The sequence below is a fragment of the Panacibacter microcysteis genome (assembly GCF_015831355.1).
In the GTDB taxonomy this organism is placed as follows: domain Bacteria; phylum Bacteroidota; class Bacteroidia; order Chitinophagales; family Chitinophagaceae; genus Panacibacter; species Panacibacter microcysteis.
In genome coordinates this window covers 445,484-467,694 of the sequence record NZ_JADWYR010000001.1, presented here as the reverse complement: position 1 = coordinate 467,694, position 22,211 = coordinate 445,484, and the positions used below count along the sequence as shown (strand labels likewise).

10 protein-coding genes, 4 tRNA genes and 5 rRNA genes are annotated in these 22,211 nt (G+C 42.1%); 12 read left to right on the top strand and 7 right to left on the bottom strand.

Going from position 1 to position 22,211, the window contains the following annotated elements; translation table 11 throughout:
* The first annotated feature begins 118 nt into the window (after nucleotides 1-118).
* The 9 genes from I5907_RS01930 to rrf (I5907_RS01890) all read left to right on the top strand — a co-directional run bounded on the left by I5907_RS01930 (nucleotide 119) and on the right by rrf (I5907_RS01890) (nucleotide 9,537).
* A tRNA-Ile gene (locus I5907_RS01930) sits at nucleotides 119-192 on the top strand.
* 56 nt (nucleotides 193-248) lie between these two features.
* A tRNA-Ala gene (locus I5907_RS01925) sits at nucleotides 249-325 on the top strand.
* Between the two features lie 328 nt (nucleotides 326-653).
* Nucleotides 654-3,444, top strand: a 23S ribosomal RNA gene (locus I5907_RS01920).
* Between the two features lie 128 nt (nucleotides 3,445-3,572).
* Nucleotides 3,573-3,684: ribosomal RNA gene (rrf, locus tag I5907_RS01915) — 5S ribosomal RNA — on the top strand.
* 616 nt (nucleotides 3,685-4,300) lie between these two features.
* Nucleotides 4,301-5,827, top strand: a 16S ribosomal RNA gene (locus I5907_RS01910).
* A gap of 144 nt (nucleotides 5,828-5,971) precedes the next feature.
* Nucleotides 5,972-6,045 (top strand) — tRNA-Ile (locus I5907_RS01905).
* A gap of 56 nt (nucleotides 6,046-6,101) precedes the next feature.
* Nucleotides 6,102-6,178: transfer RNA gene (locus I5907_RS01900), tRNA-Ala, on the top strand.
* Nucleotides 6,179-6,506: 328 nt separating this feature from the next.
* Nucleotides 6,507-9,297 (top strand): 23S ribosomal RNA (locus I5907_RS01895).
* A 128-nt stretch (nucleotides 9,298-9,425) separates the two neighbouring features.
* Nucleotides 9,426-9,537: ribosomal RNA gene (rrf, locus tag I5907_RS01890) — 5S ribosomal RNA — on the top strand.
* Together the 16S, 23S and 5S rRNA genes with 4 tRNA genes alongside form the textbook arrangement of a ribosomal RNA operon.
* A gap of 286 nt (nucleotides 9,538-9,823) precedes the next feature.
* Here rrf (I5907_RS01890) and I5907_RS01885 read toward each other — a convergent pair.
* The 5 genes from I5907_RS01885 to I5907_RS01865 all read right to left on the bottom strand — a co-directional run bounded on the left by I5907_RS01885 (nucleotide 9,824) and on the right by I5907_RS01865 (nucleotide 12,630).
* Nucleotides 9,824-9,982 (bottom strand): hypothetical protein, encoded by a 159-nt coding sequence (locus I5907_RS01885; protein WP_196989051.1) that lies wholly within the window; start codon nucleotides 9,980-9,982, stop codon nucleotides 9,824-9,826.
* 73 nt (nucleotides 9,983-10,055) lie between these two features.
* A complete protein-coding gene (locus I5907_RS01880) occupies nucleotides 10,056-10,601 on the bottom strand; it encodes an inorganic diphosphatase (RefSeq protein ID WP_196989050.1) in 546 nt (181 codons plus the stop codon).
* Between the two features lie 161 nt (nucleotides 10,602-10,762).
* Nucleotides 10,763-11,149, bottom strand: a complete 387-nt coding sequence (crcB, locus tag I5907_RS01875; protein WP_196989049.1) for a fluoride efflux transporter CrcB — start codon at nucleotides 11,147-11,149, stop codon at nucleotides 10,763-10,765.
* A gap of 9 nt (nucleotides 11,150-11,158) precedes the next feature.
* A complete protein-coding gene (locus I5907_RS01870; protein ID WP_196989048.1) occupies nucleotides 11,159-11,560 on the bottom strand; it encodes a hypothetical protein in 402 nt (133 codons plus the stop codon).
* Nucleotides 11,561-11,646: 86 nt separating this feature from the next.
* Entirely contained in the window at nucleotides 11,647-12,630 is a 984-nt protein-coding gene (locus tag I5907_RS01865; RefSeq protein WP_196989047.1) for a PhoH family protein, read from the bottom strand.
* Nucleotides 12,631-12,940: 310 nt separating this feature from the next.
* Here I5907_RS01865 and I5907_RS01860 point away from each other — a divergent pair, with 310 nt between their 5' ends.
* Nucleotides 12,941-13,786, top strand: a complete 846-nt coding sequence (locus tag I5907_RS01860; protein WP_196989046.1) for an AraC family transcriptional regulator — start codon at nucleotides 12,941-12,943, stop codon at nucleotides 13,784-13,786.
* 198 nt (nucleotides 13,787-13,984) lie between these two features.
* Here the strand turns inward: I5907_RS01860 and I5907_RS01855 are convergent, their stop codons facing one another.
* Nucleotides 13,985-16,285 carry a M4 family metallopeptidase gene (locus I5907_RS01855; protein WP_196989045.1) on the bottom strand — a complete coding sequence of 767 codons (2,301 nt, stop codon included), beginning with the start codon at nucleotides 16,283-16,285 and terminating at the stop codon, nucleotides 13,985-13,987.
* A gap of 26 nt (nucleotides 16,286-16,311) precedes the next feature.
* On the bottom strand, nucleotides 16,312-17,784 hold the full coding sequence (locus tag I5907_RS01850) for a hypothetical protein (protein WP_196989044.1): 1,473 nt from the start codon (nucleotides 17,782-17,784) through the stop codon (nucleotides 16,312-16,314).
* 330 nt (nucleotides 17,785-18,114) lie between these two features.
* Here I5907_RS01850 and I5907_RS01845 point away from each other — a divergent pair, with 330 nt between their 5' ends.
* Together I5907_RS01845 and I5907_RS01840 are read left to right on the top strand one after the other, a co-directional pair.
* Nucleotides 18,115-21,345 carry a ligand-binding sensor domain-containing protein gene (locus I5907_RS01845; RefSeq protein ID WP_196989043.1) on the top strand — a complete coding sequence of 1,077 codons (3,231 nt, stop codon included), beginning with the start codon at nucleotides 18,115-18,117 and terminating at the stop codon, nucleotides 21,343-21,345.
* A gap of 75 nt (nucleotides 21,346-21,420) precedes the next feature.
* Nucleotides 21,421-22,056, top strand: a complete 636-nt coding sequence (locus I5907_RS01840; RefSeq protein ID WP_196989042.1) for a response regulator — start codon at nucleotides 21,421-21,423, stop codon at nucleotides 22,054-22,056.
* The last annotated feature ends 155 nt before the right edge of the window (nucleotides 22,057-22,211 follow it).

Here is a 22,211-nt window from a genome sequence, read left to right as displayed (position 1 = left end):
TGTTGTTTCCTCTTCTTTCAATTTTGTTCTTTTAAACAATGCAGTGATAGCCAAATGTTATACGGCAATCTGTTAGAAGCCACATGTAAATTTGCATTCGCATTCAGGCACACTAAATAGACCCGTAGCTCAGTTGGTTAGAGCGCTACACTGATAATGTAGAGGTCACCAGTTCAACTCTGGTCGGGTCTACAATATAAGCTGCAAGCTAAAAGCTATAAGCTGCAAGCTAACAGCCAAAACAGTTTGGGGGGTTAGCTCAGTTGGCTAGAGCATCTGCCTTGCACGCAGAGGGTCATCGGTTCGACTCCGATATCCTCCACCAAAGGTTTGAAAGTAATAAGTGTTAAGTTGTAAGTTCTTTTAAAGAAATAATAAGGTTACCGGCAGCATTACTATTATAATGCTTTAGTTGTGTCACTCACTGCACCGTTTGGTTCATTGGTGAACAGGAAACACAACCGGGCTGGTAATAAGATGAACCCGCAAAGAGGGGTTAGATGGTTCAAAACCATAATCATCACAACGTCAGGATAAACAGAGCAATCAGTTCAATCCTGGTAAAAGTTCTTTGACATATTGGGAAAGCGATCTCATCAAGAGTATCGAAATCAAAATAAGATAGTAGCAATATTATCTTGCAATTCAAATTTTTTAAAGCAATTAAGAGCACATGGTGGATGCCTAGGGTCTGAGAGGCGATGAAGGACGTGGTAAGCTGCGATAAGCTTCGGGGAGCTGCACACAAGCGTTAAATCCGAAGATTTCCGAATGGGACAACCTGCTATGCTGAAGGCATAGCACTCGAAAGAGAGCCAACCCCGAGAACTGAAACATCTAAGTACCGGGAGGAAAAGAAAATAATAATGATTCCCTGAGTAGTGGCGAGCGAAAAGGGAAGAGCCCAAACTTGAGCGGCGTGCCGCTTGAGGGTTGTAGGACCACATTTAGAAGTCAACATCAAACTGAATCTTCTGGAAAGTTGAGCCAGAGCAGGTGATAGCCCTGTAAGTATAAATTGTTGATAACGAGTGGTATCCTGAGTAGCGCGGGACCGGAGGAATCTTGCGTGAAACTGCCAGCACCATCTGGTAAGGCTAAATACTCCTCAGACACCGATAGTGAACCAGTACCGTAAGGGAAAGGTGAAAAGCACCCTAAACAAGGGAGTGAAATAGTACCTGAAACCGTGTGCTTACAAGCGGTCGGAGCACAGCAATGTGTGACGGCGTGCCTTTTGCATAATGAGCCTACGAGTTGCTCCTAACTGGCGAGGTTAAGTTCATATTTAACGGAGCCGAAGCGAAAGCGAGTCCAAACAGGGCGTTTAGTCAGTTGGGGCAGACGCGAAACTTTGTGATCTATCCATGGGCAGGTTGAAGGCGGGGTAACACCCACTGGAGGACCGAACCCGTTGACGTTGAAAAGTCTTGGGATGACCTGTGGATAGGGGTGAAAGGCCAATCAAACTGAGAGATAGCTCGTTCTCCCCGAAATGTTTTTAGGAACAGCCTCGGATATTGAAGTATGATAGAGGTAGAGCTACTGATTGGGCTAGGGGGCTTCACCGCCTACCAAACCCTGACAAACTCCGAATGCTATCATATATCTCCGGGAGTGAGGCTGCGGGTGCTAAGATCCGTGGCCGAGAGGGAAATAACCCAGATTAGCAACTAAGGTCCCTAATACGTAGTTAAGTTGATCAAACGAGGTGGGACTTCTATAACAGCCAGGATGTTGGCTTGGAAGCAGCCATTCATTTAAAGAGTGCGTAACAGCTCACTGGTCGAGAGGTCCTGCACGGAAAATAATCGGGCATCAAACTACGAACCGAAGTTCTAAGATCTGCTTGCAGATCGGTAGGGGAGCATTGAAAACTGCATTGAAGGTGATGGGCGACCATTGCTGGAGCGTTTTCAAAAGAAAATGTAGGCATAAGTAACGATAAAAGGAGTGAAAAACTCCTTCGCCGAAAGTCTAAGGGTTCCTGATCAACGTTAATCGGATCAGGGTTAGTCTGGTCCTTAGGAAAACCCGAAAGGGGCATCTGATGGAAAGCAGGTTAATATTCCTGCACCTGCTATGCATTAAAAGTGACGGAGAATGCTAGCCACCTAAGCTGACGGAATAGCTGAGCCGAGCCTTCGGGCAAAGCGTAGTGGTAAAAGTTCTTCCAAGAAAAGCGAGCATAGCGGCCAGTACCGCAAACCGACACAGGTAGACGGGATGAGTATTCTAAGGCGCTCGGGTGAGCCGTGGAAAAGGAACTAGGCAAATTAACGCTGTAACTTCGGGATAAAGCGTACCGCAGCGATGCGGTCTCAGTAAAATGGTTCAACCAACTGTTTAACAAAAACACAGGGCCCTGCAAAATCGAAAGATGACGTATAGAGCCTGATACCTGCCCGGTGCTGGAAGGTTAAGGAAGGATGTTCGGAGCAATCCAAAGCTTCTGACTGAAGCCCCAGTAAACGGCGGCCGTAACTATAACGGTCCTAAGGTAGCGAAATTCCTTGTCGGGTAAGTTCCGACCTGCACGAATGGTCTAATGAGTTGAACACTGTCTCTTCCACGAGCCCGGTGAAATTGTAGTATCGGTGAAGATGCCGGTTACCCGCCACGGGACGGAAAGACCCCGTGAACCTTCACTACAACTTTGCATTGATTTTGAGCAACAAATGTGTAGGATAGTTGGGAGACTATGAAGCTGCCTCGCCAGGGGTGGTGGAGTCAACGTTGAAATACCAACCTTTTGTTGCTTAGAACCTAACCCCTTACGGGGGACATTGCATGGTGGGTAGTTTGACTGGGGTGGTCGCCTCCTAAAAAGTAACGGAGGCTCGCAAAGGTACCCTCAGTACGGTTGGTAATCGTACATAGAGCGTATTAGTATAAGGGTGCTTGACTGTGAGGCAAACACGCCGAGCAGGAGCGAAAGCTGGCTAAAGTGATCCGGTGGTTCTGCATGGAAGGGCCATCGCTCAAAGGATAAAAGGTACTCCGGGGATAACAGGCTGATCTTACCCAAGAGCTCATATCGACGGTAAGGTTTGGCACCTCGATGTCGGTTCGTCACATCCTGGGGCTGGAGAAGGTCCCAAGGGTTCGGCTGTTCGCCGATTAAAGTGGCACGTGAACTGGGTTCAGAACGTCGCAAGACAGTTCGGTCCCTATCTGTGGTGGGCGCAAGTAAATTGAGTGGACATGCTCTTAGTACGAGAGGACCGGAGCGTACGTACCGCTGGTGTATCTGTTGTGCCGCCAGGTGCAATGCAGAGTAGCTATGTACGGCCAGGATAAACGCTGAAAGCATCTAAGCGTGAAACCTTCCACAAGATGAGTTTACTTTTAAGGGTCGTCAAAGACTATGACGTTGATAGGCTACAGGTGTAAATGTGGTAACACGTTAGCCGAGTAGTACTAATTGCCCGTATGCTTTAATTTTATTTTTGATACCAGGTAAGAAAGCAATCCCAATATGTAAATTATTGATGTACAGTACCAGGATATATGATGTACGAAGTATAGTAGTACAAAAAGTCATTAATCCTATACTGTAAATCTGAAGATTTTATGGTGGTTTTTCCGAGGGTGTTCACCTCTTCCCTTTCCGAACAGAGAAGTTAAGCCCCTTATGGCCGATGGTACTGCAATACTATGTGGGAGAGTAGGTAGCCGCCATTCTTATTTTAGCCTTTCAGTTAATAACTCTATTACTGAAAGGCTTTTTTTTGAAGGCAGGCATAAATTTTATAACAATCAGATGAGGCCCGCCATTTAAGGCCCCAAGTTTTTTGAAACATCATATCAGCAATAAGATATTTATTTTAAAATTTTGCTGTTATAAAGATGCTTGTTATATTTGCAGCCCTTTTAATATAAAGTAGATTATTTCAAAGTATTTTTTAATAAGCTCATTGGTAATTAGTATATTTGCACCCCCAAACTTCGCTCTTATCTTTGCGCCCCGCTTTAGAGGAAAGGGGATAAGATCTTAGAAAAAAAGGGAGAAAAAGTTTAAAAAATATTTGGTGGTAAAATAATAGCGGGTATCTTTGCAGCCCGTTCGGAAAAAGGGGAAGTAAAGCGGGTGATTAAGTTCTTAAAAATGTAATGATAGAGAAGTGAGGTTCAACACCTTATACATTTTCAGGAGGCCGTTAAAGAAGGTCTTTTAAGTTCTTTGAAAGATGGAAACAACAGTACGTAAATGTCAAAAGTTTACGGTAAGGTTGAAGCGTAAAACAATTAAATATCCGACGTTAATTTTCTAAGAGAATTAAGTCAGATCAACTCATTTACAATGGAGAGTTTGATCCTGGCTCAGGATGAACGCTAGCGGCAGGCTTAATACATGCAAGTCGTGGGGCAGCAGGAGTAGCAATACTTGCTGGCGACCGGCAAACGGGTGCGGAACACGTACGCAACCTTCCTTCAGGCGGGGAATAGCCCAGAGAAATTTGGATTAATACCCCATAAGATTATGAGATGGCATCATTTTATAATTAAAGCTTCGGCACCTGATGATGGGCGTGCGCCTGATTAGGTAGTTGGCGGGGTAACGGCCCACCAAGCCTACGATCAGTAGCTGATGTGAGAGCATGATCAGCCACACGGGCACTGAGACACGGGCCCGACTCCTACGGGAGGCAGCAGTAAGGAATATTGGTCAATGGACGCAAGTCTGAACCAGCCATGCCGCGTGGAGGATGAAGGTCCTCTGGATTGTAAACTTCTTTTATCTGGGACGAAAAAAGATTTTTCTAAGTCACTTGACGGTACCAGATGAATAAGCACCGGCTAACTCCGTGCCAGCAGCCGCGGTAATACGGAGGGTGCAAGCGTTATCCGGATTCACTGGGTTTAAAGGGTGCGTAGGCGGACATATAAGTCAGGGGTGAAATCCTGCAGCTTAACTGCAGAACTGCCTTTGATACTATCTGTCTTGAATGTCGTGGAGGTTAGCGGAATATGTCATGTAGCGGTGAAATGCTTAGATATGACATAGAACACCTATTGCGAAGGCAGCTAACTACGCGAATATTGACGCTGAGGCACGAAAGCGTGGGGATCAAACAGGATTAGATACCCTGGTAGTCCACGCCCTAAACGATGATTACTCGACATTGGCGATACACAGTCAGTGTCTGAGCGAAAGCATTAAGTAATCCACCTGGGAAGTACGACCGCAAGGTTGAAACTCAAAGGAATTGGCGGGGGTCCGCACAAGCGGTGGAGCATGTGGTTTAATTCGATGATACGCGAGGAACCTTACCTGGGCTAGAATGCTGGTGGACTGTGGGTGAAAGCTCACTTTGTAGCAATACACCGCCAGTAAGGTGCTGCATGGCTGTCGTCAGCTCGTGCCGTGAGGTGTTGGGTTAAGTCCCGCAACGAGCGCAACCCCTATCAGTAGTTGCCATCAGGTAAAGCTGGGAACTCTACTGAAACTGCCGTCGTAAGACGCGAGGAAGGAGGGGATGATGTCAAGTCATCATGGCCTTTATGCCCAGGGCTACACACGTGCTACAATGGATGCGACAAAGGGCTGCAACCTGGTGACAGGAAGCTAATCCCAAAAACGCATTCTCAGTTCGGATTGCAGGCTGCAACTCGCCTGCATGAAGCTGGAATCGCTAGTAATCGTATATCAGCAATGATACGGTGAATACGTTCCCGGACCTTGCACACACCGCCCGTCAAGCCATGGAAGCCGGGTGTACCTAAAGTCGGTAACCGCAAGGAGCTGCCTAGGGTAAAATCGGTGACTGGGGCTAAGTCGTAACAAGGTAGCCGTACCGGAAGGTGCGGCTGGAATACCTCCTTTTTAGAGACTGCTCAATCTTTTTTAACTGTTGTTTCCTCTTCTTTCAATTTTGTTCTTTTAAACAATGCAGTGATAGCCAAATGTTATACGGCAATCTGTTAGAAGCCACATGTAAATTTGCATTCGCATTCAGGCACACTAAATAGACCCGTAGCTCAGTTGGTTAGAGCGCTACACTGATAATGTAGAGGTCACCAGTTCAACTCTGGTCGGGTCTACAATATAAGCTGCAAGCTAAAAGCTATAAGCTGCAAGCTAACAGCCAAAACAGTTTGGGGGGTTAGCTCAGTTGGCTAGAGCATCTGCCTTGCACGCAGAGGGTCATCGGTTCGACTCCGATATCCTCCACCAAAGGTTTGAAAGTAATAAGTGTTAAGTTGTAAGTTCTTTTAAAGAAATAATAAGGTTACCGGCAGCATTACTATTATAATGCTTTAGTTGTGTCACTCACTGCACCGTTTGGTTCATTGGTGAACAGGAAACACAACCGGGCTGGTAATAAGATGAACCCGCAAAGAGGGGTTAGATGGTTCAAAACCATAATCATCACAACGTCAGGATAAACAGAGCAATCAGTTCAATCCTGGTAAAAGTTCTTTGACATATTGGGAAAGCGATCTCATCAAGAGTATCGAAATCAAAATAAGATAGTAGCAATATTATCTTGCAATTCAAATTTTTTAAAGCAATTAAGAGCACATGGTGGATGCCTAGGGTCTGAGAGGCGATGAAGGACGTGGTAAGCTGCGATAAGCTTCGGGGAGCTGCACACAAGCGTTAAATCCGAAGATTTCCGAATGGGACAACCTGCTATGCTGAAGGCATAGCACTCGAAAGAGAGCCAACCCCGAGAACTGAAACATCTAAGTACCGGGAGGAAAAGAAAATAATAATGATTCCCTGAGTAGTGGCGAGCGAAAAGGGAAGAGCCCAAACTTGAGCGGCGTGCCGCTTGAGGGTTGTAGGACCACATTTAGAAGTCAACATCAAACTGAATCTTCTGGAAAGTTGAGCCAGAGCAGGTGATAGCCCTGTAAGTATAAATTGTTGATAACGAGTGGTATCCTGAGTAGCGCGGGACCGGAGGAATCTTGCGTGAAACTGCCAGCACCATCTGGTAAGGCTAAATACTCCTCAGACACCGATAGTGAACCAGTACCGTAAGGGAAAGGTGAAAAGCACCCTAAACAAGGGAGTGAAATAGTACCTGAAACCGTGTGCTTACAAGCGGTCGGAGCACAGCAATGTGTGACGGCGTGCCTTTTGCATAATGAGCCTACGAGTTGCTCCTAACTGGCGAGGTTAAGTTCATATTTAACGGAGCCGAAGCGAAAGCGAGTCCAAACAGGGCGTTTAGTCAGTTGGGGCAGACGCGAAACTTTGTGATCTATCCATGGGCAGGTTGAAGGCGGGGTAACACCCACTGGAGGACCGAACCCGTTGACGTTGAAAAGTCTTGGGATGACCTGTGGATAGGGGTGAAAGGCCAATCAAACTGAGAGATAGCTCGTTCTCCCCGAAATGTTTTTAGGAACAGCCTCGGATATTGAAGTATGATAGAGGTAGAGCTACTGATTGGGCTAGGGGGCTTCACCGCCTACCAAACCCTGACAAACTCCGAATGCTATCATATATCTCCGGGAGTGAGGCTGCGGGTGCTAAGATCCGTGGCCGAGAGGGAAATAACCCAGATTAGCAACTAAGGTCCCTAATACGTAGTTAAGTTGATCAAACGAGGTGGGACTTCTATAACAGCCAGGATGTTGGCTTGGAAGCAGCCATTCATTTAAAGAGTGCGTAACAGCTCACTGGTCGAGAGGTCCTGCACGGAAAATAATCGGGCATCAAACTACGAACCGAAGTTCTAAGATCTGCTTGCAGATCGGTAGGGGAGCATTGAAAACTGCATTGAAGGTGATGGGCGACCATTGCTGGAGCGTTTTCAAAAGAAAATGTAGGCATAAGTAACGATAAAAGGAGTGAAAAACTCCTTCGCCGAAAGTCTAAGGGTTCCTGATCAACGTTAATCGGATCAGGGTTAGTCTGGTCCTTAGGAAAACCCGAAAGGGGCATCTGATGGAAAGCAGGTTAATATTCCTGCACCTGCTATGCATTAAAAGTGACGGAGAATGCTAGCCACCTAAGCTGACGGAATAGCTGAGCCGAGCCTTCGGGCAAAGCGTAGTGGTAAAAGTTCTTCCAAGAAAAGCGAGCATAGCGGCCAGTACCGCAAACCGACACAGGTAGACGGGATGAGTATTCTAAGGCGCTCGGGTGAGCCGTGGAAAAGGAACTAGGCAAATTAACGCTGTAACTTCGGGATAAAGCGTACCGCAGCGATGCGGTCTCAGTAAAATGGTTCAACCAACTGTTTAACAAAAACACAGGGCCCTGCAAAATCGAAAGATGACGTATAGAGCCTGATACCTGCCCGGTGCTGGAAGGTTAAGGAAGGATGTTCGGAGCAATCCAAAGCTTCTGACTGAAGCCCCAGTAAACGGCGGCCGTAACTATAACGGTCCTAAGGTAGCGAAATTCCTTGTCGGGTAAGTTCCGACCTGCACGAATGGTCTAATGAGTTGAACACTGTCTCTTCCACGAGCCCGGTGAAATTGTAGTATCGGTGAAGATGCCGGTTACCCGCCACGGGACGGAAAGACCCCGTGAACCTTCACTACAACTTTGCATTGATTTTGAGCAACAAATGTGTAGGATAGTTGGGAGACTATGAAGCTGCCTCGCCAGGGGTGGTGGAGTCAACGTTGAAATACCAACCTTTTGTTGCTTAGAACCTAACCCCTTACGGGGGACATTGCATGGTGGGTAGTTTGACTGGGGTGGTCGCCTCCTAAAAAGTAACGGAGGCTCGCAAAGGTACCCTCAGTACGGTTGGTAATCGTACATAGAGCGTATTAGTATAAGGGTGCTTGACTGTGAGGCAAACACGCCGAGCAGGAGCGAAAGCTGGCTAAAGTGATCCGGTGGTTCTGCATGGAAGGGCCATCGCTCAAAGGATAAAAGGTACTCCGGGGATAACAGGCTGATCTTACCCAAGAGCTCATATCGACGGTAAGGTTTGGCACCTCGATGTCGGTTCGTCACATCCTGGGGCTGGAGAAGGTCCCAAGGGTTCGGCTGTTCGCCGATTAAAGTGGCACGTGAACTGGGTTCAGAACGTCGCAAGACAGTTCGGTCCCTATCTGTGGTGGGCGCAAGTAAATTGAGTGGACATGCTCTTAGTACGAGAGGACCGGAGCGTACGTACCGCTGGTGTATCTGTTGTGCCGCCAGGTGCAATGCAGAGTAGCTATGTACGGCCAGGATAAACGCTGAAAGCATCTAAGCGTGAAACCTTCCACAAGATGAGTTTACTTTTAAGGGTCGTCAAAGACTATGACGTTGATAGGCTACAGGTGTAAATGTGGTAACACGTTAGCCGAGTAGTACTAATTGCCCGTATGCTTTAATTTTATTTTTGATACCAGGTAAGAAAGCAATCCCAATATGTAAATTATTGATGTACAGTACCAGGATATATGATGTACGAAGTATAGTAGTACAAAAAGTCATTAATCCTATACTGTAAATCTGAAGATTTTATGGTGGTTTTTCCGAGGGTGTTCACCTCTTCCCTTTCCGAACAGAGAAGTTAAGCCCCTTATGGCCGATGGTACTGCAATACTATGTGGGAGAGTAGGTAGCCGCCATTCTTATTTTAGCCTTTCAGTTAATAACTCTATTACTGAAAGGCTTTTTTGTTTTTATACCCTGGCAAGAATTAGTTGTTCAAAAGATCATTGCAAACTTGCAACACCTTTTTAGGGTCTGTGCCTGCAAATGAGGAGCTGCCCAAATTCACATTATATGTATGATGTAAATAAAAAGCTGCCTCATTGGAGGCAGCTTTAATGTATTTATTGACGAATATTATTGTTATTGTACAAGAGTGCGACGCAACGGAAGCTAAATAGTTATTCTACAGTTTGGCTACAAAATTTACATAATATCCATCGCCATAGCAAAATGTGTGCAAACACCAGGCAACGCTAACCAGAAGAAAGGCCTTGCGTCATCTGATATAAGCATTACAATCATTAACACCAGCCACAAGAAGAAATATATCCAATATTTACCGGTAGATTTTCTAGCTTCCATATTTTCGTATTTGTGCAAAAATAATGCTCTGTTTGATAAGCGGATTTTTTCTTACTGACTTTTTTGGTGCTTTTTATGGTTTACCAAATTTCTCTTTATAGGCCTGAATTGCATCTTCAATAATTCTCATTGCCTGCGCTTTATCTCCAAATTCTTCAACACTTACTGTTTTATTCTCCAGTGTCTTATATTCTTCAAAAAAGTGTCTCAATTCGTTGAAAAAGTGTTTTGGTAACTCTTCAATATTATTCCAGTGATTAACACCGGGATCATTTGCAGCTACAGCAATTATTTTATCGTCTGCATCACCACCATCGATCATTTGCATAACACCTATAACTTTTGCATCAACAACACAGAGTGGCCTGATGCCCTGGCTTGAAATGATAAGGATGTCTAGGGGATCCTTGTCATCACCATATGTTTGCGGTATGAAACCATAATTTGTTGGATAGTGAAAAGACGAATAAATTACCCTGTCTAGTTTCAAAAGACCAGTAGGTTTATCAATTTCATATTTTGATCTTGAACCTTGAGAGATTTCAATTACTGCTGTAACTACTCTGGGCGATTGCTCACCGTAGTGAACACCATGCCATGGATGTAAAACCGTCATCATGATTAGGAAAAGCGTTTTTTGGTTTTTTAATATTTGTTGTTTTTCACACGGAGAGATCGTTATGGTAAGTGGTTGTTTACGTACCGCAAATAAAACGCAAATGTACGCTACAAAATTTTATTGTATCAATAAAGCTCGTGCTGAGATGGCTTAATATGAAATTATATTTGGCGAACAATGTAAATTCCACTAAGTACGGCGGCAATTCCTAAAACAATACTTGCAAGTGTGTAAACCGCAAAAACAGTATAGTTCCCGGATTTAAGCAGTAATATATTCTCGTAAGCGAAAGTTGAGAAGGTGGTAAAGCCACCGCAGAATCCGGTAGTGAGCGCTAACCTTAATTCGAAAGAAAGCAAATTATTTTTCTGGCTAAGTGCATAAAAAAAACCAATCAGGAAGCATCCCAGTATATTAACGACAAAAGTACCAACAGGAAATGCATTTGGGTAAGTTTTGGATAACCAGTTTTGCATACCGTAGCGCATTAAGCCACCTACTCCGCTGCCAACAAAAACCACCATGAGTGCTTTTACCGGGATATTCATATTGTTGCATTACAAATTTCCATCAAAAGTATACTTGAAATCTACCAGCCATTCTTCATTCCTAAATATCACTTTCACCTTCCTTCCGATCTTGTCATACGAATTCTGAAAGTTAATAATGTGGATGCTGTCTGCCACAACAGCGTCTTCAAAGATGTTGATAGATGCTGTGCTATACGCTTCTTTTTCTTTTGCATCCTTAGTTTTATAGCTAGACTCCTGTTTATTGAGTAAATCTGTGTTACGAACATCCCTGATCATATAAAATGCTGCACGGTCAAAATCGCCTTTAAGGCAGCCGTCAATAAATTCCCGGCCAGCATCAAAAGCATTTTCTGCTGGCTTAAGATGCTTTCCATCATCACAGGCATTCAAAACAACAGCAGCTATAAATATTGCAAAGTATTTCATGTTTAGTAGCTTTTCAGGCATTCAAATTTATAATATAAAAATAAAAGGGTAGCAAAATGCTACCCTTTCGTATTTCTTTTGATTGTCTAATGACGATGATAAGATGGCTCTCCTTCCTTCTCTTTCTCCCTGTCATAAGCTTTAATAATCGCTTTTACCAGTTTATGACGAACTACATCTTCTTCATCAAGGGCAATATGAGCAATGCCATCGATATTTTGCAAAATTCTTGTAGCTTTTTCAAGGCCACTCCGCTGGTTTTTTGGTAAATCAATTTGCGTAGGGTCACCCGTTATGATAGCCTTGGCATTGGCGCCAATACGCGTTAAAAACATCTTCAGCTGCAGATCGTTCGCGTTTTGTGCTTCATCCAGAATAATAAAGGCGTTATCCAATGTACGTCCGCGCATATAAGCAAGCGGTGCTATTTCAATGGTACGCGTACTCATGTAATAACCCAGCTTGTCCGCAGGTATCATGTCATCCAATGCATCATAAAGCGGACGCAAATACGGATCAATTTTTTCTTTCAGGTCGCCGGGTAAAAAGCCAAGGCTTTCACCAGCTTCTACAGCCGGTCTGGTAAGAATAATTTTCTTGACGATCTTATTCTTCAATGCCCTTACTGCCAGTGCTACCGCAGTATATGTTTTACCTGTACCTGCAGGGCCAATGGCAAACACAATATCATTTTTGTCACTTGCAGAAACCATCCGTTTCTGGTTGGCCGTTCTTGCACGAACCGTTTTGCCATTTGGGCCAAAAACAAGAATATCATTCGGGTTTCTTTCTTTAAAGTTGTCGATTGTTTCTGCATCATCGCCGCCAAGAATTTGTTCAAAATAATTTTCACTCAGGTCGCCGTTGCGCTCCATGTATTGAATGATAAGATCAATCTTTTCACGGGCCGTTTCTATTTGTTCAGGCGCACCACTCAATTTTATCTGTGTACCGCGGGAAAGAATTTTTAACAGCGGAAACTTTCGTTTAAGCAGGTCAAGCTTTCTGTTATTTACACCAAAGAACTCAATCGGGTTTACAGATTCGAGGTTAATGATTGTTTCTGTCAATGGTTTTTCAGTTTAATTTTTAAATTTTTTTTCAGTGGTACTTAACTAACTGTCTCTCTCAAATTTAATTTATTATCAGCCATTTACCAGTTATATGATATACACACTGTGTGGAAATAAAGTTCGATTATTCTGCTCAAAATAAAGTGTGAAGATTATAAGAAGTATTCAGGTGAGCCCGGCTATAGTACATATGGCACCGTCTGTTGCGTCGCACTCTTCAACGTTCAGAACATAGGTGAGCAATGTACAAACAGCTTTCGTTTGTATGTGCTTTGCGCTAACTTTAAAGGGTTAAGTTCAGCAGCACATGAAAGTTAAACTCGAAGCTATAAAACCAAATGAAGAAAGTTCATTTACCATTTTGCTTACGCCCAAACTAAACGAAATATTTTATTGGCATTTTCACCCGGAATATGAAATCGTGTATGTAGAGGCTGAAACCGGTGTAAGACATGTAGGCGACCATATTTCAAAATATCAGGGCAGCGATCTTGTATTTATCGGACCCAATATTCCGCACCTCAACTTTGATTATGGTGTAAAAACCATTGTTGAAACAGTAGTTATTCAAATGAAAGAACATTTCCTGGGCCAACCTTTTTTTGACCTGCCTGAAATTGCAGCAATAAACGAGCTTTTTGCAAAAGCCAGAAGCGGTATTGCTTTTCATGGAAACGTAAAAAAAGAGATTGGGGAAAGATTGAAGAAACTGCCGTTGCTGCCGCATTTTACGCAGCTGGTGGAATTGCTGCAAATTTTTCAGATCCTTGCTACCACGCAGGAATATGAACTTTTACATACCAGAGCTGTGGCCAATGCCTCCCTTTTAAAGGAGCAACAGCGCATGCATAAGATATACCATTACATAGAAGTAAACTACCAGCAATATATCGACGTAAATGAGGTGGCATCACTGAGTAATTTAACTACCGCTGCGTTTTGCCGGTATTTTAAAAAAGCAACACATCTTACGTTTACTGATTTTCTCAATCAATACAGAATAAACCAGGCAAAGAAGCTATTGTTGCACGATAAAAACGTTACCCAAGCCTGCTATGAAAGTGGTTTTGAAAACCTTTCTCACTTCAACAAAACGTTTAAAAAGATCACTGGTGAAAACCCTTCGCAGTTTAAGAGGCGGCATAGACAATAGGTGACACAATTATAACTTTTTGTATAAACTTCAGTGTACTCTGTTGATTAAGCGTTTGTATTGCCGCCATATGTTATAGAGTACAAGTGAGTGACACAACAGGCGATGAGCAGCGTTACAAAAGCTGGTAACAAAAAAGCCACTCCTTTCGAAAGTGGCTTTGTTTTTTATAGGTTACATTTTATGATACAAAACAGTTTATTCTTTCAGTAGCTTAAGCACTTTGGTATGCTCATTGTCTTTTATTTTAATGAAATACGTACCTGCCGGAAAGCTGCTTAACCCAATAGAAATAATATTATTGTTACCACGATCACTGCGCCATAAAATGGTTCCTTGCACATTTGTTATAATAGCCGACACATTGCCTTTTGTGCCACTTAGCTGAACGGTTGCATGGGTACTTGCCGGGTTTGGATAAACAATAGCCGAAAACCCTTGACCGGATTTTTTTTGCAAGACATTGGCAGTAATAGCTGTTGATGTGTTATCTGCATAAACCGGCTGCAAACCTGGCGGTGGCAGGGCTATATTGCAAGATGTAACATAAGCCAGGAAGTTGGCCCCTTCTTTAGTATAAAAACCTGGAAGAAAGGTTAATTCAGTGCCTGTAAAACTGGTGGGCACGGTACCGTCGATTGCTGTTGAATTACTAGCGCAACCAACAGGTGGGCTAACAACTTTTCCAGTCACAGCATAATTTATTATGTTTCCAACCGGCCATATGCCACACACACCACCATCGCCGAGGGTTACAGGTTTAGTGCCCACACCTACTGCATACCATGCATTGGCAACCTGGTAAGCTTCATATGAGCAATTGCCGTAGTAGGTTTTGGCAGACGTAAGTGTGGCATTACGCATATCCATATAATTGGTTGTTGAGGTCATAAAATAGTATGACTGATAGGTAATAAAAGCGGCTTCGTTCTGACTAATGGTTGCTACTGTAAAAGCATTGCCTATATCATTAGTTCCTGACCCGCCATTGGAAATAAGGTAAAACCAATAATTCATTACACCACTGTTTGTATGTACACCCCCGTTATCCAAAGCTCCTGTATACCAAAAGTTGCCCTGGTATGTATCTGGCTGCGAATATTGGTTGGGGTTTGATAAAGACCTGATAGCACCAGATGTTCTGTCTTCTCCCATCAGGTAATCGTTGTTAGTACTAAGGGTAATACTTTCGATTACAGTACCAAAAATATCGCTCAGTGACTCATTGATTGCACCTGACTCACCCGCGTAGACGAGCCCTGTGGAAGTTCCGGTCACACCATGTGTAAATTCATGACCGATAATATCCAATGTACCGTAGCTATTAGCAAGTGTGCCGGTGCTACCCAGACCAACAAACATTTCTCCTGTACTGGGATTGAATGAAGCATTGTCTGAACAGATAAACACATTTCCGAAAATATCCGAGCAAAGAAAGTAAGCATTTACATAACCGTTCACCTGCCCGTTGTTGTTATTCCAACCGTTCCTTCCAAATGAATTTTTGAAGTAGTTGCCTGAAGATCTTAGTGCCCAAAGAACAGAGGCTCCAAAAACCTGGTTATTATTCGATGCCCAAGTATTGTTATTGGAGCTAAGTATTTCTAAAGGCGAATATGTTTCATCTATGAAGTTAAAATTGAAGTCACGCACCCAGTAATTTGTTGCATCGCAATCATCTAAAAGCCGGTAATTAAGAAAGTTATACAATTGCGTGCTGATTGAACGATTGCCATTCCAAATAGTGTTTACGGTTGTGGGATTGCAGTTCAGTTCCAGTGGTATATCATTGATCACTTCGCCGGTACTTGCATCAATCTCCAGGTGCCTTGATATTCGTGGTGCTGATGCAAATATGTCAAACTGGTAAGCCAGTCTGAAATTGGAAGACTGCGAGTTATCGTTTGACAAGTCTTTTGTCCAGATAAGTTCTCCTTTCGGATAATATGATGTATCGGGATTCTTTGTGCGTTCTTTGATCTCCTTTTCCCAGTATTTATCCTGCCACCTATATCGTGTGGCTTTTATCCTTCCCAATGCTTTGTCTAAAGCCTGTGTTTTATTGAGTTTGTATGAAATATTTTTATTCATTGAGCGTACATACCTACCATTGGCTACATATGCCAATCCTTTCTTGTTGATGTGAACAATGTATTCTGCATTGGCAACACGTATGTTTTTGTGGTATTGGTTAAAACGTAAATGCAGATTACCCAAAGCGTCTTTATCAATTTTAAATTGCCGCATTTCATCCGCTGCTGTTAAACGTAAGGCAGAGCCATATTTCCTGAAAAATCCAGGGCCATTGATTGCTGCATCTTCTCTAAGGTCGATCCACCTTTCATTACTTGTTGGAAGAGCTATGCTTCGTAAAGTATCGTTCCAGAAATCCTGTTCACTTATATCGGTCTGTGCATTTACTGTCATATCAATGACAAGTAATAGTGAGACCATGGCTATTAGTCTGAAACAATACATGTCTATTGTATTATTTTTCATTGTAGTTTTCTTTTAAAAGTTTCAGACTATTTCTTTGCTGAGACCTGCTGCTGTAATTTTTCTATCAATTTCTGTAATACTTCCACCTCCTTTTGCGAAGCCTCAATTTGTTTCTGCTGCTGAATAATATAAAGTGTAAGTTCTTCTACTTTTTCAACTACTTTTCCCTCCATTTCGCCCACATTCATTCCGCCTGATTCCACTTCTTTTGCGCTTGGCATTCCGGGCAGGCGCTTGTAAGCAATAATGTGGTTTTCTACTTCTTTCAAACTTCTCAATCTGTAATTCTTTTCAAACACATAATCCGGGAATGGTTGTAATTGCACTTTTAATTCTGTACAAATAATTTTACCAGCAACAGTTAATTTATAACCAGTAGCGGGGGCAGCTACACCAATTGTTACATTTCCGTTTCCTTTTACGCGCATGAGCTCATTTGAAACAGTTGAAGACGATGCTGCGTAGAAAACATGATCAGTAGTTGTGGCATCTACCTGGTACCTTAACGTTGAGGTATTTGCACCAAAACCAAAAAACTGGTTGTCATTATTAGCAGTTTCATACAATACAATCTTTCTGTTTATCAAACTATTGGATAGTTGAAATTGACCATTGGCATTGGCTGTGCCTATGGCTACATTGCCTCCTCCCTGATTTATGATTAAAGGAGCCCAAGCGGATAAGGCATTGTTATGCGCACCAATCGTTGCTTTGCCAAGGAGGTTGCCCATTACAACACGATCGCCTGTTGTGGCACCATAGTTACCTGCGATCCAGTCTGCTGTACCCGATCCAGGATTGGTAGTTGATACCCTGATGCCACCTGTTCCACTCACATCAAGTTTGTTGACAGGTGTTGCTGTACCTATACCAAGACGGCCGTTGGTATTGTTCCAAAATAAATTTGCATTGGTACCAAGGCTTGTTGTACCTGTCCAAAATGCCAGATTACCTGCTGTACCAGTACCGGAAATGCCACCACCCCCAGTTGGTATTTGCCAGCTTGCTACACCATTGGCGTCTGAAGTAAGTACTTTGCCAACGCCTTGTGTTCCGTCGGTAATTTTTACCGTGCCCACAACATCAAGTTTTGCTGCTGCTGTTTGCACGCCAAGACCAAGATTGCCAAGAAAGTAACCATTACCATTATCTGCACCCACAAAAAATGTTGCAGCAGCAGTATTACTACGAAGTTCATAACGAACATTTGTCTGGTTAAAAAACATACCATAATTGGGATTACCAGCAAATTGGAAAGCATATTTATTACCCCCAACTTTATAGGCAGCGGTTCCGGCAAAAGAAAGATTACCATTGGCATCTATTGTAAGATTGTTTGTGGCGCCACCAATTTTGCCGGTGCCAACAACTTCCAGTGCAGATGCAGGGGCTAATGTGCCAATGCCTACATTACCCGTTGTGGGAAAAGTGTTTGTTTGTGAATTAGCAGCGATATGAGTTACTGCAAAAAGTAAGAGCGAAAGTGAAATCTTTTTCATACAGTAGTTTTTGGTTTTATTGATTTGTCTGAAAAACAAATTTGAACCAAAAAAGAGGTGGGTATTTGTACTAAACTTAGGATTCAGGACTACTAAAATTAGTATTCCGCTGTACTAATCTTAGTAGTTATCAATAACACTAAAATGATTTGCTTATATTTTCACGGTGTGGAGATACATGATAAATTTTGTAGCTTATCAGTCGCAAAAAGTTATACAGTACAAGAGTGCGACGCAACGAAGTTGCCATGAAATGCATAAGCCGGGAACATCATAAAACAAGGTACATTACTCATAAATTATAAATCTTAATTGTACCGTTTAAACAATATGCGTACAGCAGTTATTTTATTGTTTGTAATAGTACTCTGCATTTTAAATACAGTGGATTTGTTTGCGCAAATTGAGGGCAAGCAGGTATATCCTGTGTTTGAAAAGCTAAGCGCAGAGTATGGTTTATCGCAGGGTACTTTGCAGGATATTTTACAGGACAAAGAAGGCTTTATGTGGTTTGCAACGCAGGATGGCCTGAACAGGTATGATGGAAACAATATGAAAATTTACCGCTATAACCCGGAGGATAAATTTTCACTGCCTGATAATGACATAATGCAGATTGAACAGGATGAACGAGGCAATATTTGGGTTGGTACACTAACAAAAGGTTTATTTCTGTTTGATACAAAACAGGAAAGGTTTTACCCCGTAAATCCCGGAACAATAACTAAACAAACAGCAGATGAAATAAGGATGATCGAATGTAAAGGAAATAAGATGTGGGTTTTGTTTGATAAAGATTACTGTGTATATGATATTAGTAGTGTAACCCTTGAGAATATTATTACATCAGGTAATGCCAATATTAGCCTGCTGTTTAGCTTCAACAGCCTTGCAAACACTACCGGTAAAAAACTGACCGATGAATTCGGCGTATTCTGGATAAAATGGATGCCGGACAACAGCATTTTTATGGCATGGAAAGATTCAGTAATGATGATAATGCCACAAACCGTCAGTAATCAGCAATGGAAGATTGCTTATGAAAAATCTTCTGCATTCGGGATGGATAAGAACCAAACAATTTTTCATTTCTACCCGGTTGGCAATGGCGACAGCATTGTGTTTATTGGTATTTCAAAATTGTCTGTTTACAGCAAAAGTCTCCATAAAGTTATTTACCAAAAAGACTTTGGTAAGTATAATCAGTTGGCAGATAACTTTTACTGGTATTACCCGGTTTTTGTGAACAATGAAGACATTATGTTTTTCGATAAACTCAACTGCCTCTCTTTTAATCCACGCACGCAACAGTTTAAAAGATACAATGTAGACAAGACCAATCCCGACGGCCACTTTACCAGCTTTGCAAATTACAAAGACAGGGATGGGATATTATGGATTGGCGATATAGGCCACGGGTTGTATAAATACAATAGCCGCAGAGAATTATTCAGTACAGATAAGCCACTTGCTGATGAGTCAATCTTTATTGAAGATATGCTAGGAAATGTATATGGTTTCGATGGTAGTGAATCCTATTTGATAAATCGGCAGAACAAAAAGCCTCAGCCGGCTATTCCCCAAAAATTGCTGAATGGAAAGTGGCTTTACCCTAAGATTTTGTGCATAGATAGAAAGGGAAATATTTGGTTCAGGGCTACATCAAAGCAAAAGTTTGAATCGCTGACACGCTACTATAACACAACGACTCCACAACCATCAAAAAGAATTTTCTATCAGGCACTTGCTCTTTTAAAATATGATATGCATAACGGAAAAGTGGAGGATCATTCTGCACTACTTCCAAAAGAAGTTTTCGGAAACGTCAGGTACCATCTATCTGTTTTTACCGATAATGACAATAATCTGTGGCAATTGATTTACGGTTTTGATAAAAACTGCAGGTTTGAAGTTGCTGATGCCAGTACCGGTAAGCTAAAAGCAACATATATACTACCATTACCGGTACAGCAGGCAGATCGTGATATATTTTATTTCACCCATTTTCAGGATGCCGCCGGTATTTTTTGGTTCGGTACCAACCAGGGACTGTTTAGTTTTAATGAGCCCAGTAACCAATGGAAACTGTATAAAAACAACACAGCCGATACAAGCTCTCTTAGTGGCGACTATATTTTTTCCATTTGCGCAGATCCTGTGCAACCGGACAGATATTTGTGGGTAGGCACTAATGGCCGGGGCTTTAACAGGTTTGATAAACAAACCGGAAAGTGCATACAATACAGTGACAAAGACGGTCTGCCAAATAATACTGTATTCGGCATTTTGAACGATGATTTCGGTAACCTTTGGCTAAGCACTAATAAAGGAATAAGTTGTTTCGATATTCAGCAAAAAAAAGTTAGAAATTTTACTTTTGAAGATGGTTTACCTGGTAACGAATTTATACGAGGCCAATTCTTAAAATCAAGATCCGGCGAAATGTTTTTCGGTAGTGTTAATGGTATTGTATGGTTCAATCCCAAAGACTTATTAGAGTCTGTACTTCCCGGCAATAATATTTTTATTACAAGTCTTTCTATATTGAATAAGCCTGTAGATTATAAAACGGATAGCTCAGTTATTAGCAGCCCCATTCAATATACAAAAACCATCACGTTGCCATATGAAAAAAATGTGATTGGTTTAGGTTTCGCTTTATTACAATACACTAATCCTGAAAAGAAACACTACAAATATAAACTGCAAGGGTTTAACGATGACTGGGTTGACAACGGTACCAATACTACTGTAACATTTACCAATCTAGATCCTGGTACATACCAGTTTTATGTAACAGGCAGTAATAGTGACGGCATCTGGAACGAACAAGGTGCTTCACTAACTATTATCATCACGCCGCCGTGGTATAGAACCTGGTGGTTTTTAAGCCTCGTGGTATTGCTTATCGCCAGTTCTTTATATGCAACCTATCGTTACAGGCTATACCAGTCGCTTAAGTTATTGAACATGCGTAATAAAATTGCCAGTGACCTGCATGACGAAATAGGCTCAACACTTAGTAGCATTACTGTTTACAGCGATATCATTGAGGAACGGGAGAAAGATAAAGAGCTGGAAATGATTGCTGGGAGAATCAGCGAAAGTTCCCGCAATATGCTCGTTGTAATGAGTGATATTGTATGGAGCATTAATCCAAAAAATGACCGCTTTGACAATATTATTTTACGCATGAAGTCATTTGCGTATGAAATACTTGAAACGCAAAACAGGCAATTCCATTTCGAAGCAGATGAGTCGCTAAACAGTATAAAAATATCTATGAACGACAGAAAGAACTTTTACCTCATTTTTAAAGAGACCCTGAACAATGCTGTTAAATATGCCGAACCCAAAAATGTTTGGATTATTGTACACCTGGTTAACAGGCAAATCCACTTTACTTTAAAAGATGACGGCATCGGGTTTAATACCAGGCAATATAAAGAAGGTAATGGCCTAATTAATATGCACCGGCGTGCAAAAGATTTAAAAGGAACTCTTACTATCAATTCGCAGCCGGGGAAAGGTACAGAAGTGACACTGCAGTTTCCGGTGTAATGTATATCCAATTAAATGGCGACAGGACTAATATTAGTACAGCAACATGATTTTATTAAGTGATAATTTTACTACATGGCTATAAAGGTGATAGTGTACGATGACAACAAAGACCGGCGTGAAAGCCTTAAGATATTGATCAATATTCAGCCGGAAATGGCTTGCACCGGTATCTTTAAAGATTGTCTCAATGTTTGGAATGATATTGTAAACACTCAGCCAGATGTAATTCTGATGGATATAGACATGCCGGAAATGAGTGGTATAGAAGGCGTAAAAATGATACGAAAACAATATCCGGATGTTAAGATAATCATGCAAACAGTATTTGATGATACCGATAAAATATTTGCAGCCATAGAAGCCGGTGCAGATGGCTATTTTCTTAAAACCACTTCTACTGCAAAGATCATTGAAGGAATAAAAGAAGTGATGGAAGGTGGTGCGCCAATGACTGCTACTGTTGCCAAAAAAGTACTTACAAAATTTAAAGACCAACCTAAAAATATAACCGAAGTTTTTGAATTAAATGAACAGGAAAGAACCATTTTAAATCATCTTGTTAATGGGTTAAGTTATAAGATGATTGCTGATGTAACCAATGTTTCTTACTCAGCCGTAAATATGTACATTAAACGTATCTATAAAAAGCTACAGGTACATTCCGCCACAGAAGCTATTTCAAAAGCTACTAAAAACAGGCTGGTATAATTTCTGAAGATAGCACCCACATTTTATTTAGTTTTTAAATGGGCTACACATGTTTGAGTAGCTATCGTTGCATACATATTTCTTCGCTTCGTTCATTGCTGAATAATAAACAGAAAGTACAAGAGTGCGACGCAACATCAGCTTAATAGCATTAC

What these genes read in the sequence shown, in the direction of transcription:
- I5907_RS01885 (WP_196989051.1), bottom strand. Translation starts at nt 9,982, where the DNA reads ATGGAAGCTAGAAAATCTACCGGTAAATATTGGATATATTTCTTCTTG.
- I5907_RS01880 (WP_196989050.1), bottom strand. Translation starts at nt 10,601, where the DNA reads ATGATGACGGTTTTACATCCATGGCATGGTGTTCACTACGGTGAGCAA.
- crcB (WP_196989049.1), bottom strand. Translation starts at nt 11,149, where the DNA reads ATGAATATCCCGGTAAAAGCACTCATGGTGGTTTTTGTTGGCAGCGGA.
- I5907_RS01870 (WP_196989048.1), bottom strand. Translation starts at nt 11,560, where the DNA reads ATGAAATACTTTGCAATATTTATAGCTGCTGTTGTTTTGAATGCCTGT.
- I5907_RS01860 (WP_196989046.1), top strand. Translation starts at nt 12,941, where the DNA reads ATGAAAGTTAAACTCGAAGCTATAAAACCAAATGAAGAAAGTTCATTT.
- I5907_RS01855 (WP_196989045.1), bottom strand. Translation starts at nt 16,285, where the DNA reads ATGAAAAATAATACAATAGACATGTATTGTTTCAGACTAATAGCCATG.
- I5907_RS01850 (WP_196989044.1), bottom strand. Translation starts at nt 17,784, where the DNA reads ATGAAAAAGATTTCACTTTCGCTCTTACTTTTTGCAGTAACTCATATC.
- I5907_RS01845 (WP_196989043.1), top strand. Translation starts at nt 18,115, where the DNA reads ATGCGTACAGCAGTTATTTTATTGTTTGTAATAGTACTCTGCATTTTA.
- I5907_RS01840 (WP_196989042.1), top strand. Translation starts at nt 21,421, where the DNA reads ATGGCTATAAAGGTGATAGTGTACGATGACAACAAAGACCGGCGTGAA.